19 protein-coding genes are annotated in these 15,935 nt (G+C 66.1%); all 19 read right to left on the reverse strand.

Annotation, left to right across the window (positions count from 1 at the left end; translation table 11 throughout):
* Positions 1 to 2 precede the first annotated feature (2 nt).
* The 19 genes from ET21_RS0113080 to ET21_RS0113170 all read right to left on the reverse strand — a co-directional run bounded on the left by ET21_RS0113080 (position 3) and on the right by ET21_RS0113170 (position 15,935).
* Positions 3 to 416, reverse strand: a complete 414-nt coding sequence (locus tag ET21_RS0113080; RefSeq protein ID WP_030540063.1) for a DUF3617 family protein — start codon at positions 414 to 416, stop codon at positions 3 to 5.
* A gap of 145 nt (positions 417 to 561) precedes the next feature.
* A complete protein-coding gene (locus ET21_RS0113085; protein WP_030540064.1) occupies positions 562 to 1,470 on the reverse strand; it encodes an Hsp33 family molecular chaperone HslO in 909 nt (302 codons plus the stop codon).
* 88 nt (positions 1,471 to 1,558) lie between these two features.
* Complete coding sequence (gene argF / locus ET21_RS0113090) at positions 1,559 to 2,488, reverse strand: ornithine carbamoyltransferase (RefSeq protein ID WP_030540065.1); 930 nt, start codon at positions 2,486 to 2,488, stop codon at positions 1,559 to 1,561.
* Between the two features lie 147 nt (positions 2,489 to 2,635).
* Positions 2,636 to 3,829: an aspartate aminotransferase family protein gene (locus tag ET21_RS0113095; protein ID WP_030540066.1), complete on the reverse strand. Its 1,194-nt coding sequence runs from the start codon at positions 3,827 to 3,829 to the stop codon at positions 2,636 to 2,638.
* A 152-nt stretch (positions 3,830 to 3,981) separates the two neighbouring features.
* Positions 3,982 to 4,377, reverse strand: a complete 396-nt coding sequence (gene fliS, locus ET21_RS0113100) for a flagellar export chaperone FliS (protein ID WP_030540067.1) — start codon at positions 4,375 to 4,377, stop codon at positions 3,982 to 3,984.
* A gap of 15 nt (positions 4,378 to 4,392) precedes the next feature.
* The gene (fliD, locus tag ET21_RS0113105) at positions 4,393 to 5,799 is read right to left on the reverse strand and encodes a flagellar filament capping protein FliD (protein ID WP_021238681.1); all 1,407 of its coding nucleotides are present in this window, start codon (positions 5,797 to 5,799) and stop codon (positions 4,393 to 4,395) included.
* A 92-nt stretch (positions 5,800 to 5,891) separates the two neighbouring features.
* On the reverse strand, positions 5,892 to 6,353 hold the full coding sequence (locus tag ET21_RS0113110; RefSeq protein WP_030540068.1) for a hypothetical protein: 462 nt from the start codon (positions 6,351 to 6,353) through the stop codon (positions 5,892 to 5,894).
* Positions 6,354 to 6,436: 83 nt separating this feature from the next.
* Positions 6,437 to 7,573: a flagellar type III secretion system protein FlhB gene (flhB, locus tag ET21_RS0113115; RefSeq protein WP_030540069.1), complete on the reverse strand. Its 1,137-nt coding sequence runs from the start codon at positions 7,571 to 7,573 to the stop codon at positions 6,437 to 6,439.
* A gap of 1 nt (position 7,574) precedes the next feature.
* Positions 7,575 to 8,357 carry a flagellar biosynthetic protein FliR gene (gene fliR, locus ET21_RS0113120; protein WP_021238678.1) on the reverse strand — a complete coding sequence of 261 codons (783 nt, stop codon included), beginning with the start codon at positions 8,355 to 8,357 and terminating at the stop codon, positions 7,575 to 7,577.
* Entirely contained in the window at positions 8,354 to 8,626 is a 273-nt protein-coding gene (gene fliQ / locus ET21_RS0113125; RefSeq protein WP_021238677.1) for a flagellar biosynthesis protein FliQ, read from the reverse strand. The genes fliR and fliQ overlap by 4 nt, the downstream gene beginning before the upstream one ends.
* A 98-nt stretch (positions 8,627 to 8,724) precedes the next feature.
* On the reverse strand, positions 8,725 to 9,501 hold the full coding sequence (gene fliP / locus ET21_RS0113130) for a flagellar type III secretion system pore protein FliP (protein ID WP_081856733.1): 777 nt from the start codon (positions 9,499 to 9,501) through the stop codon (positions 8,725 to 8,727).
* 97 nt (positions 9,502 to 9,598) lie between these two features.
* Complete coding sequence (locus ET21_RS0113135; protein ID WP_021236401.1) at positions 9,599 to 9,865, reverse strand: flagellar biosynthetic protein FliO; 267 nt, start codon at positions 9,863 to 9,865, stop codon at positions 9,599 to 9,601.
* An 83-nt stretch (positions 9,866 to 9,948) separates the two neighbouring features.
* Entirely contained in the window at positions 9,949 to 10,287 is a 339-nt protein-coding gene (gene fliN, locus ET21_RS0113140) for a flagellar motor switch protein FliN (RefSeq protein WP_021236402.1), read from the reverse strand.
* Positions 10,284 to 11,168: a flagellar motor switch protein FliM gene (locus ET21_RS0113145; protein ID WP_021236403.1), complete on the reverse strand. Its 885-nt coding sequence runs from the start codon at positions 11,166 to 11,168 to the stop codon at positions 10,284 to 10,286. Before ET21_RS0113145 ends, fliN begins: the two co-directional genes overlap by 4 nt.
* 52 nt (positions 11,169 to 11,220) lie before the next feature.
* A complete protein-coding gene (gene fliL, locus ET21_RS0113150) occupies positions 11,221 to 11,862 on the reverse strand; it encodes a flagellar basal body-associated protein FliL (protein WP_030540071.1) in 642 nt (213 codons plus the stop codon).
* 27 nt (positions 11,863 to 11,889) lie between these two features.
* Positions 11,890 to 13,608 (reverse strand): flagellar hook-length control protein FliK, encoded by a 1,719-nt coding sequence (locus tag ET21_RS0113155; RefSeq protein WP_051768176.1) that lies wholly within the window; start codon positions 13,606 to 13,608, stop codon positions 11,890 to 11,892.
* Position 13,609: 1 nt separating this feature from the next.
* Complete coding sequence (locus ET21_RS0113160) at positions 13,610 to 14,035, reverse strand: hypothetical protein (protein WP_030540073.1); 426 nt, start codon at positions 14,033 to 14,035, stop codon at positions 13,610 to 13,612.
* Positions 14,032 to 15,360 (reverse strand): FliI/YscN family ATPase, encoded by a 1,329-nt coding sequence (locus tag ET21_RS0113165; RefSeq protein WP_030540074.1) that lies wholly within the window; start codon positions 15,358 to 15,360, stop codon positions 14,032 to 14,034. Before ET21_RS0113165 ends, ET21_RS0113160 begins: the two co-directional genes overlap by 4 nt.
* Positions 15,357 to 15,935: a FliH/SctL family protein gene (locus ET21_RS0113170; protein ID WP_152522037.1), complete on the reverse strand. Its 579-nt coding sequence runs from the start codon at positions 15,933 to 15,935 to the stop codon at positions 15,357 to 15,359. The genes ET21_RS0113165 and ET21_RS0113170 overlap by 4 nt, the downstream gene beginning before the upstream one ends.

Here is a 15,935-nt window from a genome sequence, read left to right on the forward strand (position 1 = left end):
CGTCAGCGGCAGGCCCCGATCCGCCGCGCCTCCATGTCGAAGGAGAAGGGCGCGCCGTCGGCTATGCCCTGCGAGCGGAGTTGCACCAGCCGGGGCGTTTCGACCCTGAGTTCGGTGCGGCCGCCACCCGCGCCGCCGCAATCATAGCTGACCGACAGGCGGTTGCCCGCTTCCTGGAGCGTCAGCTGCTTGCAGGCGGCGCGAGGATGGCGAAGCTGTACCAGCTGGCGAAGTTGCGAGACGCAGAGCCTGCGCGGGCCGCTGCTTTCCCGTTCAGCGCCCCTTTCCCGCAATTCCCATTCGCCCGGCTCCATGCGAGCAGCGTCAGCCCCGTCCGGCACTGCAAGCAGTGCAGAGGGCGACGTGGCGAACAGCATCGCGAACGCACATGCACCAGCACGCAGACCTTGAGTCATTCCTTAGCCCCCATGTTCAGCGATAGCGCCGCGGGTCCGCCGGTGCATCGTCCGGCCAAGCGCCATGATACACCGCAAATACGGCCATTTGATGCGCAGCCCCCGCGGCGCACCAAAACCCCCGCACCATCATTGCAACTTCGTGTCAGCCTTGTGCAAAACTGTCCAGCGAAACCGGGAAGAGGCGCGAACAGAAGGCGCAGTCCACGCCGATCACGCCCTGCTCATCCGCCATTTCCGCGCGCTCGCTGGCGGGAAAGCGGCTGATGACGCTGCGGATGTGGGCGAGGTCGCAGCGGCAGCCCTTGGTCAGTTCCACCGGATCGGTGACGCGCACCGCCTCTTCCTCATGGAACAAGCGCCACACGATATCGGTCAGCGGCAGCGCGCCGTCGGTCAGTTCCTGATCCTTCAGGGTCACGGCGAGCGCCTGCACATGCTCCCATTCGGGATGGTCGTGCCGTGTGTGCAGCCGTTCGCGGCCGACTTCGCCCTCCGGCAGATGCTGGAGCAGCATGCCGGCGGCCAGGCACCCCTCGCCCGCGTCATGCCGGGTGGCGATTCGCACGACGCTGGGGATCTGTTCGGACTGGAAGAAATAATGTTCCGCCGCGCTCGCCAGCGAATCGCCATCCAGGGGGACGATGCCCTGATAGCGCTCCCCAGTCACCGCCTGGTCGAAGGTGATAGCCAGATAGCCCTTGCCGAACAGGCCGAACAGCGTCGGATCGGGGCCAAGCTCAGCGAGGCGGTCTGCGTCGAACTTGGCATAGCCGCGCACCTCGCCGCCCTTGTAGTCAGCGACCAGCAGGCTGACGACGCCGCTTTCGGTCTGCGCCTGCAAGGTCAATTGCCCGCCCGCATCCTTGAGCGTGCTGCCCAGCAGCGCCGCCAGCACAAGGGCGGAGGCGAGCAGCCGCTCGATCGGCGGCGGATAGCTGTGAGCGGCCAGCACATCGTCGAGGACGGGCCCAAGGCGCAGGATGCGGCCACGCGCGTGGCGCGACGGGATGGTGAAACCCAGGGCCTGGTCGATATCAGCAGTCGGGTTCAAATCAGGCTCCAAATACGAGGCGCGACCTGCCTATTGAAAGCCGTCGTGGGTCGCCGTTTCGCTTTAGATAGGGCGCGTCACCCGAATCTCAACCGAGGCGGCCAGCGGCCCAGAGCAGCACCGACTTTTGCGCGTGGATGCGGTTTTCCGCCTCGTCCCAGATCAGCGACTGCGGGCCGTCGATCACTTCGGGCACCACTTCCTCGCCGCGATGGGCGGGCAGGCAGTGCAGGAAGCGCGCGCCGGGCCTGGCATGCGTCATCAATGCGGGCGTCACCTGATAGGGCATCATCGCCTTCAGCTTCTCATCGGCATGAGCCTGACCCATGGAAATCCATGTGTCGGTGACCACGACATCCGCCCCGGCGACGGCCGCGACCGGATCGCGGGTCAAGGTGATCGCGGCGCCCGCCGCCTGCGCCCGGTCCGCAAAAGCGGCGTCGGGCTCATAACCTTCGGGCACGGCGATGCGCACGTCGAACTTGAGCAGGCCTGCGGCTTCGATGATCGAATGGAGGACATTGTTGCCGTCGCCCAGCCACGCCCATTGGCTGCCCGGCAGCGCCAGGCCATGTTCCACCACCGTCAGCAGGTCGGCCACGATCTGGCACGGGTGCGACATGTCGGTCAGCCCGTTGATCACCGGAACGGTCGCGTGATGCGCCATTTCCTCGATCTTCGCATGATCGTCGGTGCGGATCATGATCATGTCGCACATGCGGCTGAGCACGCGCGCCGTGTCGGCGATGGTTTCGCCCCGGCCAAGCTGGCTGGTCGCGCCGTCCAGGATCAGCGACGTGCCGCCCAGCTGCCGAACGGCCATGTCGAAGCTGACGCGGGTGCGGGTGGAGTTTTTTTCGAAGATCATCGCCAGCGTGTGCCCGGCGAGCGGCGCGTCGGCGTCCGCCTTGCCCTTGGGCTGGCCCCGGCGCGCGGCCTTCCGGTCGATGGCGTCGGCGAGCATGGCGGCGATCGCTTCGCCGCCTGCATCGGACAGGTTCAGGAAATGTCTGGTCATAGGGCTGTCCCCTTCATCATACCGTTCGTGCCGAGTGGGACCGAGCTTGTCGAAAGCCCGTATCGAGGCATTCGCCCAAGCCCGGTCCTTCGATACGCCATTTCGGCAAGCTCAATGGCTACTCAGGACGAACGGTGAGCAATTTGTTTAAGCCGCCTCCGCCTGCGCGAAGCTGCGCGCGCCGGCCGACAGTTTTTCGATACATTCGGCGACGTGGCTTTCCTCGATCACGAGGGGCGGCAGGATGCGAACGACATTCTGACCCGCCGAAACGGTGAGCAAGCCATGATGATCGCGCAGATGGGCCACGAAGTTGCGCGCGTCGTGGCTGTCTTTCAGCTTGACGCCGAGCATCAGGCCCATGCCGCGCACATCTTCGAACATATCGTGATTGGGAATGAGCTGTTCCAGCGCCGAGCGCAGGCGCGCGCCCATGGCCTTCACATGATCGAGGAAGCCGTCGGCCTGCACTTCGTCCAGCACGGCCATGCCGACCGCCATGGCAAGCGGATTGCCGCCATAGGTGGACCCGTGGGTGCCGAACACCATGCCCTTGGCCGCTTCCTCGGTCACCAGGCACGCGCCGAGCGGGAAGCCTGCGCCGATCCCCTTCGCCACGGCCATGATGTCGGGCGTCAGGCCATAATGTTCATGCGCGGAAAAGGCGCCGGTGCGCGCATAGCCGCACTGGACCTCATCCAGGATCAGGAGCATGCCCTTTTCATCGCAAAGCTTGCGCAGGCCCGACAGGAATTCCTGCGTCGCCGGAGTGACGCCGCCTTCGCCCTGGATCGGTTCCAGCAGGAAACCGGCGGTGTTGTCATCGACCGCGGCGGTGGCCGCTTCCAGATCGTTGAACGGCACCACGGTGAAGCCGGGCAGCAGCGGTTCGAAGCCGTCGCGCATCTTGGGCTGGCTGGTGGCGGAGATCGTCCCCAGCGTCCGGCCATGGAAGGCGTTGTCGAACGCGATGATCTTGTGCCGGTGCGGCTCGCCATTGGCATAATGATAGCGGCGCGCGGTCTTGATCGCGCATTCCACCGCTTCCGCGCCCGAATTGGTGAAGAACACCGTATCGGCAAAGGTCGCGTCGACCAGCCGCTGGGCGAACTTCTCGCCAAGGGGCATGCCATAGAGGTTCGAGGTGTGCATCAGCGTCGCGGCCTGATCAGCGATCGCCTTCACCAGCCGGGGATGGCCATGGCCCAATATGTTGACCGCGATGCCGCTGGCGAAGTCGAGATAACGTTCGCCGCGCTCGCCGATCAGATAGCACCCCTCGCCTCGGACCGGGCGTACATCGCACCGGGGGTAAACGGGCATGAGCGGCGTGATCGACATGAGGCCCTCCCTTCGCTGGGCTGATGTAAAAAAGTCCAAAACGCAAAAAGGCGGCCCCCGCCGGGCCGCCCTGTGCGAGCGCTGCCTATACAGAAGCCGCCGAAGCGGTGCAAGTGGTGCTGTGGGCGGCCGATCCTTACAGGCTGACGAATTTACCCGATCTGGTTCCAGGCATCGGCGATTTCCGCGATGATGTCGCGCGCCTGTTCAGCAGGCCGGGGATCGCGTTCCCTGGCGCTGAGCAGCAGCAGGCGGCGCGCCTCGCGGTAGATCTGGGCAAGGCCGGTGGCGATGTCGCCGCCCTTGTCGAAGTCCAGGCTGGATTCGAGCGCGATCAGGATCGACATGGCGCGGGCCTGCTTGTCCGAAACCTTGAGGCGGTCGTTATTGCGTTCGGCGAGCGCGATCGCTTCCAGCGCGATCAGCAGTTCGTCGAACAGCACCTTGACCAGCGCATGGGGCGTCGCGCCTTCGATCCGGCTGCCCGAATGAACGGCCGCATAGCCCCGCGCCGCGCGGTTGCCTGCATAGCCCTGACTGTAGAACATTATTCCTGACCCCCGTTATCCATTGTCGCTCTTGGTCCACATGGCGACCTGCTGTTCGAGATAGCTCTGTGTGGCCTTGAGCGCGGTGAGCCGCGTTTCCATGGCGGTGTAGACCTTTGACAGCTGCGCCTGGTAATCGGTCATCTGGTCGTTCAGCTTTTCGAGCTGCTCGGCCAGTTGTTCGCCCAGCTTTTCATATTTGGCCTTGGCGGTGGCGAGCGCGCCATCCTTCTGCTGAATCTTGTCGCGCACGCCGTCCATCAGCCCCGCAAGTCCCGGCGTCGTGGCCGACTTGACCGGCGGGTTCAGCATCTGCGTGATCCCCGCCGCGTCGGCGGCAAGCGCCTTGTCCAGCATATCCGTGTCGAGTTTCAACGTGCCGTCGCGATTCGTGGCGACGCCGATGGACGACAGCGTGGTGTAGCTTCCCGACGGGGCAAGCACGGCGGACGTCATCTGCGACAGCTGCCGCTTCATGTCGCGAATCGACGCATCGCCGTTCAGGACGCCCGCGCTGGACGAATCGGCCCCCTTGGCCGTCGCGGTATTGAGCGCCTTCATCAGCGTGTTGTAGGCGTCCACGAACTCCACCATCAGGTCGCGCATGGTGGTGGTCGGCTGCGTCGTCGCCAGCGTGACGCTGGTGCCCGGAGCGGCCTTGTTAAGATCAATGCGCAGATTGGCGATCGCGGTGTCGATGGTGTTGCTGCTATACTGCTGCTGCACCCCGTCCAGCAGAATAATCGAATCCTGCGCCTGCACCTGGCGGGTCATGCCGCCTGCCGCGCCGTTCCAGGTGAAGGCGTCGAGCGCCGTATTACCGGACGTGTTGGTGAAGGTGAAGCTGTTGGCCGCGCCGGTCGCGCCCTTCATGACCAGGCGCGTGCCCTGATTGTCGGTGATGACGCTGGCGGTGACGCCGGTTCCGGCCGCGTTGATCGCGGCGGCAAGATCGGAATAGCTGGTGTTGGGCGCGGTCAGCGTGATCGGCACGGCCGCGCCAGTGCCAACCTTCAGCGAAAAGCTGCCAGCGCCAAGCTGAGTCGAGGCGGTTGCGGTCGAAACCGGTGCGGACGCGATGGTCTGTGCGGCGGCAAGCTGCTTCACTTCAAGCTGGGCGGGCAGCTTGGGCGTGCCGCCGGGCAGCGCGCTCACCGATGCGATGCCGGGATCGTTGGAGGCGGGCGTTCCCGCATAGCCGGTGCCCGCCAGCAGGCTGTTGAGCGCATCGGCGAAAGTGTCGAGGGAGCTGGAGGCCGACGCAAGGGCGGAAATGCGCGCATTGTTCACGCTCTGCCGGTCGGTGATCATCTTCTGCTTGGGATCGCGCGCCGCGCTCACCAGGCTGGAGACCAGCGCCGACGTGTCGATGCCCGAACCGATGCCCAGGGCCGTCGAAATGCTGCTGCTTACCGAGGTCATCAACCGTCCTTTCAGAAGTGAGAACGGCTCTAGGATGAAGACCTTTAGGAATGATTTTCATGAAGGAGAAAGATCGCGCGCGGCGATCTTCCTCAATGGCCGGTCGAGAGCAGCTGATCCACCGTGCCGCGCTTCACATGCGCCTGCGCGGCGTGGGCGTAGCTTGCCTGCTCCGCGATGCGCTTGCCCAGGGTGACGGCGCTTTCCACCGCCTCCTTGGACGCGGGCGGCAGGGGCACCAATATGATCGGGGCCGGCAGCAGAGACTGGATATCGGCCTCCGCCCCTTCAACCGCCTGATCGGTGGAGGCCGAGCGCAGTTCGGCGAGAATATCGGCCACGCGCGCATGCACCTTGGCATATTCCGCCGCGCTCGCCAGATCGTCTTCGGAGCGGGCGAGCGTTGCGGCCGCGCCGCCGTCCTGCGGTTTTCCGCTGTGCGAATCGATGCCCTGCTGGGCTGAAACCGGCTGGACCGCGGGCACGGCCGAAGGCGGCCGGGGCGTGACCCGGTCCACCTGCGTTAAGTCGCTCCGCGAAACATATTCGTTCATGACGCACCATCCTAATGCGTCCCCATGAATATATTACGGCCAGCAATGACTAAGATTTAGTTCACCTAAGAACTTTTTTCCCCTCAGATCTTCCGCCCGTCGGCATCGAAGCGAAGATCGACCGGCACGTCGATGAAGGGCCGGTCCATCTCGCTCGCCATCCGGTTTTCGACGCGGAAGACGAAGGCGAGCACGGTCGCCACCGCCATGTAGAGCCCTTCATTGACGATCTGCCCGGCGCGCGAGGTGAAATAGATGGCGCGGGCGAGGTCGGGATATTGCAGCACCGTGACGCCATTCTGGTCGGCCAGTTCGCGAATGGCGGCGGCGATCGCGTCGCAGCCCTTCGCCACGACCACGGGCGCGGCGTCCTGCCCCGGCTTGTAGCGCAGGGCGACGGCGAAATGCGTCGGGTTGGTGATGATCACGCTGGCTTCGGCAACCGCCTTGCGGGTCGATCCGCTCAGCACCTCGAACTGGCGGCGGCGGATATGGCCCTTGAGTTCGGGGGAGCCTTCGCTTTCCTTATTCTCGTCCTTGATGTCCTGCTTGCTCATGGCGAGGCGCTTGGACCGCTGCATGATCTGCGTTGGAACATCGATGCCCGCGATCAGGAAGAGGCCGCCTGCCATGACGAGGCAGGTCATGATGAACATATTGCCAAGGTCCGACATGGCAGGCGCGATCCCCGCCTTGCCAAGGCCGATGATGGCGGTCAGCCGGTCCCAGATCATCCACACGCCGATGGAGCCCAGCAGCGCGACCTTGGCTATCGACTTCAACAATTCGATCAGGCCCTGAAGCCCGAACATGCGCTTGAGGCCAGCGGCGGGGTTGAGCTTCGACGCCTTGGGCGCGAAGGCGCCGGGGCGGAAGCCGAGCGAGCCAAGGATGGCGGGCCCGGCGATCGCCGCGAGCGTGGTCGCCAGCAATATGCCGCCCACGGGCAAGGCGATGCCGGTCAGCAGGCTCATGCCGCGCGCGGCCGGGGCGAAGTCGGTGATGTCCTCACGGCGGAAGCGCAGCGCCTCCACCAGCATGTGCGAGAGCGATTCGACCACGGACGGGCCAGTGACCGCGATCCAGCCGATTCCCGCCATCACCACCAGCGCGGTCGCAAGCTCCTTGGACTGGAGGATGTCGCCCTTCTTGGCGGCGTCCTGCAATTTCTTCGGTGTCGGCTTTTCGGTCTTTTCGCCGCCGCCATTGCTGCCCGACATATCAGCGGCCCTCCGCGATCGATTGGGCCTGGTCGAGCCCGGCCTTGAGCGCGGCGGTCAGCCCCTCGCCCATGACCGGCGCGGCGATCGCCAGCAGGACGAGGCCCGCCATCAGGGCGACCGGCATGCCCACCGCGAAGAGGTTCAGCGAAGGCGCGCTGCGCGCCAGCATGCCCATGATGATCTGCACCAGAACCAGGGCGAAGCCGACCGGCAAGGCGATGGTCACCCCCGCGCCGAGCAGCGATCCGCCGAACTGGACGAGATGCCAGACCGCATCATTGCTGAGCATCGCGTCACCGGGCGGCAGCGCCTTGTAGCTTTGCACCACGAAGCTTGCGAGCAGCAGGTGACCGTCCATGCCCAGCAGCAGGAAGGTGGCGAGGATCGACAGGAATGTGCCGACCGCCTGCGTCGCCTGGCCGGAGGAGGGATCGACCATGGCGGCGAAATTGAGGCCCATGGCGTTGCCGATCGTCTCCCCCGCGACGAAGGCGGCGGCATAGCCGATCTGCACCGCAAAGCCCATGGCGAGCCCGGCCAGCACTTCGCCCGCGACCAGCATCACGCCCTGAAAGCTGGCGATTCCGTCCTGCGGCAGCTGGATGGTGACGCTGTTTAGCGCAGCCATGCCCAGAGCCAGCGAAAGGATGAAGCGCAGCGGCAGCGGCACCGCTGGCGCGCCGAATACGGGCGCGGCGATGAAGGCCGCGCCGGGACGGATCATGGCGATCAGCCATACCCACAGCTGCGTTTCGACATTCGCGAAGCCCGGCGCGATCATTGCAGCAGGTCCGGTATCCGTTCGAATATCTCACGAGTGAAATCAGCGATTAGCACCATGATCGAACCGCCGAACAGCGCCAGCATCGCGCCTACGACGATGATCTTGGGAATGAAGCTCAACGTCTGTTCGTTGATGGAGGTCGCCGCCTGCACCATGCCGATCAGCACGCCCGCGATCAGCGCGGGGATCAGCACCGGGGCGGCGGCAAGGGCGGTGATCCAGAGCGCCTGCTGGGCGAGACCCATGAAAAAGTCTGCGTTTTCCATGAGTTACCTCCGTTCGCTTTGGGCGAAGCCGGGAAGCGGATGCGCTGACCGTTTCTCGACTTCGCTCGAAACGAACGGATGTGAGAGCGTGGCGGCGCTCATGTTGCGAACGACCCGGCCAGGGAGCCCATGGTCAGCGCCCAGCCGTCGACCAGCACGAACAGCAGCAGCTTGAACGGCATGGAGATGATCGTGGGCGAGAGCATCATCATGCCCAGCGCCATCAGCGTGGAGGCGACCACGAGGTCGATGATCAGGAACGGCAGGAAGATCATGAAGCCGATCTGGAACGCGGTCTTGAGTTCCGAGGTCACGAAGGCGGGCAGCAGGATCGAGAAGGGAATGTCGGCAGGCGAGCGGAAGGCGGGCGCTTCGGCGAGGTTGGCGAACAGCTTGAGATCGGTTTCGCGCGTCTGCTTGGTCATGAAGCCGTGCAGCACCTTGCCCGACCGGCTGACCGCTTCCTCGATGCTGATCTGCCCCTTCCCATAGGGGTCGAAGGCCTGTGCGTTGATGGTGTCGATCGCCGGGCGCATCACGAACAGGGAGAGGAACAGCGACAGGCCGACCAGCACCTGATTGGGCGGCGTCTGCTGGAGCCCCAAGGCCTGACGCAGCAGCGACAGGACGATGATGATGCGGGTGAAGCTGGTCATCATGAGCACAAGCGACGGCAGCACCGTCAGCAGGCTCATGAGGATGAGGATTTGCAAGCTGAGCGACAGCGGGCGGCCGTCGCCGGAGATCGCGCCCATCGCCCGCGTCAGCGCGCCGCCATTGTCGGCCGCCGCCGGAGCGGCGGGCGCGGCCTGAGCCAGCGCGGGTTGCGTCAGGATCAGGAAGCAAAAGAAGGCGGCGACAAAAAGCGCCGCTATCCCTGCGAAGATGGGGACGCGCCGTGCCCCGCCCGTATGCTCGTGAGTAACGGAAACATGGGTCCCCGCCTTCGCGGGGACGACGGTGGGGGAAGGGTTAGCGTCCGGCACGGTAGGGATCGCCTTCCGCGATCTTTTCGATCCGGCCGCGGGTGACGGACAGCAGGATCTTCTTGCCCTCAAACTCCACGACGGCGAGCTTGCCGAAGGTGCCGAGCGGCAAGGCCTCCAGCATTTTCAAGGACCGGCCGTCCTGGCCCGCCATCATGCCGGGCTGATATTTGCGCCAGAGCCAGAGCGCGCCGAACGCCATGCCGCCGACCAGCGGCAGGAGAATCAGCAATTTGACGAAATACCAGAACATGGGGCGGGTCCGCGCTTATGGTTAATCGCTTTTTCGAATCAGAAAGATCGGCGCGCAGCAAGGGAAAAAGCTGTGACGCGCGATCAGCCGCGCCGTTCGACCCCGGCCAGACGGCTTTCGGCGGTGGCGATATCGACGATGCGGATGCCGTAGCGGCCGTTCACCGTCACCACTTCCCCCTTCGCGATCAGCGCGCCGTTCACCATGATGTCGAGCAGGTCGTCGGCCTGGCGGTCCAGTTCCACGATGCTGCCTTCGGCAAGGTCCATGACCTCCGCCAGACGCAGCGAGGTGGAGCCCACCTCCACCGACATGCGGACGGGAATGTCCGCCAGCAGACGGAATTGCGGGTTGCTGACCATGCGGCTCAGCCCCGTGTCGCCCATGCCGTCCATACGCGGCGCTTCGGTCATGTCACTCATCTGGCAGGTTCCTGTGCAAGCTTTTCAATCTGGAAGGCGGCGCGGCCGTCCTGTTCGCCGATCGAGCCATGGGCGACGATGCGGTCTCCCACGATCAGCGGCAGGCTGCGGCCGATCGTGACGGGAATGATGTCACCGGCCTTCAACTTCATGAGGTCGGCAAGGGAGAGGTTGGGGCGCGCCAGCACCGTGCGCGCGGGCAGGCGGATGTCGCGCATGCGGTTGGCGATGCGGGCCTGCCAGATGGGATCGCTCTGGTCCTCGTCCACCGGGGCCCTGGCGCCCATCAGCGGTTCGACCGCGCGCAGCGAGGCGAGCGGGAAGAGGAGATCGACCGGCCATTCCTGATCGCGCGTGATGCTGATCTGAAAGCGCTGGAGCACCATCTGTTCGTCAGGCTGGGCGGCGGAGGCGAAGCCGATGCCTGCTTCCCGGACGACAAGGCTGATGTCGAGGGGCAATATGTCGTCCCAGCATTCCGCCATGCGCGACATCAGCGCTTCGGAAATGCGGACGATCAGCCGGTCCTCGGTCGGCGTGAATTCGCCGCGCGCGGGCAGCGGGCGGTTGCCGATGCCGCCATAGAAGCAATCGACCAGAGTGGAGATCATCGCCGCGTCCATGCGCAGCAGCATCTGCCCCTTGAGCGGGGCGACGCGGTAGACGCCGATGCTGGAAAAGGCGGGCACGTCGGCCGACCAGGCGGCGAAGTCCAGCAGCCGGGCATTGTGCGCCACCACATGCGGGCGCGCGCCGGAAATCGGCTCGATCAGGCCGCGCAAACGCCGGCCGAGCTTTTCGCCCAGCCGGTCGAGCCCGGACAGCATCTGCGGTGTCTGCGTTTCCCTGCGCCCCAGGGCGTAGGCCTGAACTTCGTTCATCATAGTCCCCTGCCCTAGCGGGCCGGGGGACTTCCCGGCCTTTCGGGCACCCCTATTGAATAACGAAATTGGTAAAATAAACGTTATCCACGCCCCCATAACCCGTCTTTTGCTTCAAAATGCTGTTGATGATGGCCTTGATCTTGCCCTGAAGCTGGCGTTTGCCCTCCGGCGTCGCCAGCATCGCTTCGGGCTGTTCGGCGAGCATCATCAGCACCTGGCTGCGAATCGCCATCTCATGCGTCTTGATCGCTTCGATGACGCGCATGTCGTAATAAGTGGACACGGCGAGCGAGATCTGGGCGAAGGCATCGGTATCCGACATATTCGAGGTGAAGGGCGTCTGGAGCTGGAAATAGGTCGCCTGATAGGCGGCCGGATTGGCTGGCGCTGGCAGGTCGATGCCCTTGCCCGGCGCGTGCGCCGCCGCATGGCCTTCGCCAGCACCGCCGCCGCCATGGCCTTCCCCGCCCATGCCGTGCGCCTTCGCCACCTCTTCGGCATTTTCACCGGCAAGGACGAGCACGGGCTTGTTCGGGTCCTCCTTTGGCCCCTCCTCCTTCGCGCCGAAGAAACCGGCGGCATAGAGGCCGCCAGCAGCGCCAGCGCCGCCCAGCACCATGGCGACGACGATGAGGAGGATCATCTTCATGCCTCCCCCCTTCTTTTTCTTCGCCTTCGCCTCATCGCTCATGTGCCGGTCCCCTGAAAATCCTGATGATCAAGCGTAGCGCGCACGCACGGCGCCGCTGGCGTCCTGGCGCGCTTCCGCATGGTTAAGAACGGCAGGATCGCCGGAGGATTTAGGGGAAAAAGCACTATTTTCGCGGGTTTGCCAGCGGCCCTGCTGCCCCTGTGGCTGGCCCATATTCTGGCCGCCATTCTGGGCCCAGGAGGATGCGGTCTGCGAGCCTTGCTGCTGCTGGGACGGCTGGCGCTGGGACGAGTCGCCGCCCATGTCGGATCGCGCGGCTTCGGCCACATGCGCGCGCTCCACCCTGACTTCGGCGATGCGGACGGCGGACAGGCCCGCGTCGAGCTTCAGCCGGTCGCTGTCCTGCCGCAGCGCCATTTCGGCCGCTTCGCTGGCGACGGTCAGGCTGACCGCAGCGCCATCGGCACCCTGGCGGATATCGACCTGGACCGTGCCAAGCTGATCGCCGTTGATCTGGAACCGGCCCTGCGCGCCATTGGCGGACAGCCCGGCAATGTCGCGGGCGAGCCCATCGATCCACTGGCCCGAAACGCCCATGTCGACCACCTGCGCGCCCAGGCTGGCGGACAGGTCGGCGACGGGCATGGATGGGGACGGCGCGGCCTGCGCGCCCGCCGTCAGCGGAGCCGTGGCTGCGGGAACGGACGGAGTGGCGCCGGGCGAAATCGAGGCCGCCGGAATCTCCGGCGCCGGATCGGCGTTCGGAGCGGGCGTTTCACCCTTTGCATTGGCCAGCGCTGAAACCTGCTCCCCCACGTGCGGCGACGCGCCGGTCTGGCGGGCGGCGACCTGTTCGCGCACCATCTGCAACAAGGCGAGCGCCTCGGCCTTCACCGGCTTGCCGTGGAGGACGGGAGCGGCAGGCTGCGCGGTGCCGGGATTGGACGCTTCCTGATCCGTGCCAATGGCGCGCGGCTGATCGGCGGCGGCGCGCGGAGGTTCGAGGCCGCTTTCCGCTGCGGCATTCTCCTGCGCCGGAGCAGGATTGGCCTGCTGCGGGGGAAGCGCGGGGTCGAGCGGCTGCGGCGCGGGCGCGGCCCCTCCGGCGGCCGGAGGCGGGATGGCGGCTGCGATGGGGGGTTCAACGTCCTTCGATGGTTCCGGGCCGGCAGCGGCTGGCACGATGGGGGGTTCAGCGATGATCGCGGCTGCGCTCAAGGGCTGCGGTGCTGGCGCGGCCGCGTCGATATCATGCTGGGGCCACTCCGCTTTCGCCTTTTCCTTCCACGCGGGCTTGGCTTCCGGTGCCGGAGTGCCTTCCGTGGCGGGCGTTTCGGCGGTTTCCAGCTTCGGTTCCGCCTTGGCCGGGAGGGGTTTGGCGGCAGCCACGGCCTGCTCCACATCAGCGGCCGGATCGGAGGAAGGTTGCGGCACCTGCGCAGCGGGCAACGCCGGCGGTTCCGCCTCTGCCTCTCCTTCGGCGGGTTGCGCCGGGACAGGCTCCGGCACGTGCTTGATGAGACCGAGCGCAAGGCCGGGCGGCACATGATCGTCCGGCCGGGGAGCGGGACGCTGATCGTCCGCAGGGGCGGCATCGACCGTCACGTCCGGCGCTTCCTCGCCCGTGGGCAGGGCAGCCGGGGGCGCGGAGCTCACCTCTTCCATCGATCCGTCGAGCAGCGCGGCGAAATCGGAGGTCTCCCCCGGCGTGGCGGGCTGCGCCGCCGCCGTGCCGAGCGGGGTCGAGGAAAAGAGCAGTGCCTTGAGGCTGGGAAGCATGGTCATGTCACACATCTCCTGTCCGCTGCATCCGGCGGTAGCGGGGCAAGGCCGCCAGCTTGTTCTCCCGCCATTGCTCCAGATCCGCGCGGGCGCGATCCTTGAGCTTTTCGGCGATTTCGCGATCCCGATTGGCCGCGAGGGTGAGGCCTTCCTTGGCCTCCACCTTGCGGCGCGCATCGTAGAGCGCGCCATCCAGCTGACGGCCAGCCTGCTCCAGCCGGCCAGCAAGTTCCTGCATGGATGCAAAAGTCGCGCCAGTTGCAGCGCCATTGCCGGAAAAAAGATCACCGCGCACTTTCCGCAGGCGTTCGGCATTGCGGGCGATGCTTTCCGCCTCGTCGCGGGCGCGGGCGGTTTCGGCGACGGCCATGGCGTGCTGCACATGGCGGACGCGCAGCACGCGCTGGCGGCGGGCGACCTCTCCCTTCACGCGCCGAACTCGGCGATCAGCGCATCAGCGCTGGTGGCAAGGTCGATGCGGCTTTTCTGATCCTGACGGATGAAGTCGAGTATCTCCTGCCGGCGCTGCACGGCTTCGTCGATCACCGGGTCGTTGCCGGGGCGGTATGCGCCCATCAGGATGAGGTCGCGATTTTCCTCATAGGCGGCCCAGAGGCGGCGATAGGCGGCGGCGGCCATGCGATGATCGTCAGGCACCACATCGGCCATGACGCGCGAGAGGGACTTGCCGACATCGATCGCCGGGAAGATCGCCTGCTCCGAAAGATGGCGCGACAGGACGAAATGGCCGTCTACGATGGCGCGGGCGGCGTCCACGATCGGATCGTCCGTGTCGTCGCCATCGGCCAGAACGGTATAGAGGGCGGTGATCGATCCGCCGGTGCGCGCATCGACGCCCGCGCGCTCGACCAGCCGGGGAATGAGCGCGAGGGCGGAGGGCGGATAGCCCTTCATCGCGGGCGGCTCGCCCAGGGCAAGGCCGATTTCACGCTGGGCATGGGCGCAGCGGGTGAGGCTGTCGATCAGCAGCAGGACCTTCTTGCCGCGCGCGCGGAAATATTCGGCGATGGCGGTGGCGCGAGCGGCGGCGCGCAGGCGCAGCACCGGGGGATGATCGGCAGGCACGGCGACGACGATGGACTTGTGCATCGCGCCCTTGAGCTTGGTTTCGAGGAAGTCGCTGACCTCGCGGCCGCGTTCGCCGATCAGGCCAGCGACGACGATGTCGGCTTCGGCCCCGGCGATCATCTGGCCCATGAGGACCGACTTGCCGACGCCCGAACCGGCGATGATGGCGATGCGCTGGCCCCGCCCCGCGGTGAGTAGCGCGTTGACGGCGCGGACGCCAAGGTCGAACGGTTCGGTGACGCGGCCCCGGTCGAGCACATTGCCCTTGACGCCATTCAGCGGCCACGATCCGCCAGCGATGATCGGCCCCTTGCGGTCGAGCGGCTGGCCCATGGCGTCGATGACGCGGCCGATCAGCCCTTCGCCGACCTGCACCATATTGGCCTGGCTGTCCGGTTCGACCCGCGCGCCATTTTCCAGCGGGGCGTCGGCGTCGAGCGGGACCAGCAGCGTCCTGTCGCCGCGAAAGCCGACGACCTCGGCGCGGCAGACGGTGCCGTCCGAAGCGATCACCCGCGCGCCCGCGCCGATCGGCTTGCGGAAGCCCGTGACCTCCAGCATGCCCGCATCATGGCTGACCAGCCGTCCCACATGGCGCGGCTGCCGGTTCTGGACCTGAAGATGGCCGAACAGGCTTTCGGCCTGGGCGAGCGCGGCCTTGATCACGCCTTGCCCTCCATATCGTCGAGCAGCGCGCGCAGGCGGGACAGGCGGACGTCCGGCCCGTCCTCGACCCAGCCGTCCGTGGTTTCCAGCCGCACCGAGCCGCGCGGCATGGCGGGGTCGCCCACCAGCCGCAGGCCGATCGCCTCCCCTTCCAGCATCGCCATGTCGTCGGGGTGGAGGTGCAGCGCGCCCTTGCCATCATTATCCTCGATAAAGGCGGCGACGGTGTCGCAGCGCTGGACGAGGCGTTCCAGGTCGATCTCCACCTCGCCGACAATCTGTTCGACCAGGCGGACGACCGTCGCCGACAACATGGTCGACAGCATGCCGCTGGGCGCGGGGGTCAGCAGTTCGAGCGCTTCGGCGAGGCGCGCCCGCGCCTCGGCATCGGCGGCGGCGGCATCGCCGACCACCCGGCATCCTTCGTCAAAACCCTGCGCGAAGGCTTCCATCCGCGCCTGCTCGATCAGATCCTCGTCCGTCATGGCGGGCATGGCGTCGTGCATCGCCGCACCGCTGGCGCCGGGCGTATCGGCATAGAGGCTGCGAAAGCCGCCGCTGCGGACCTGCGCCAT

This window comes from Sphingobium sp. DC-2, from assembly GCF_000722555.1.
Lineage (GTDB): Bacteria > Pseudomonadota > Alphaproteobacteria > Sphingomonadales > Sphingomonadaceae > Sphingobium > Sphingobium quisquiliarum.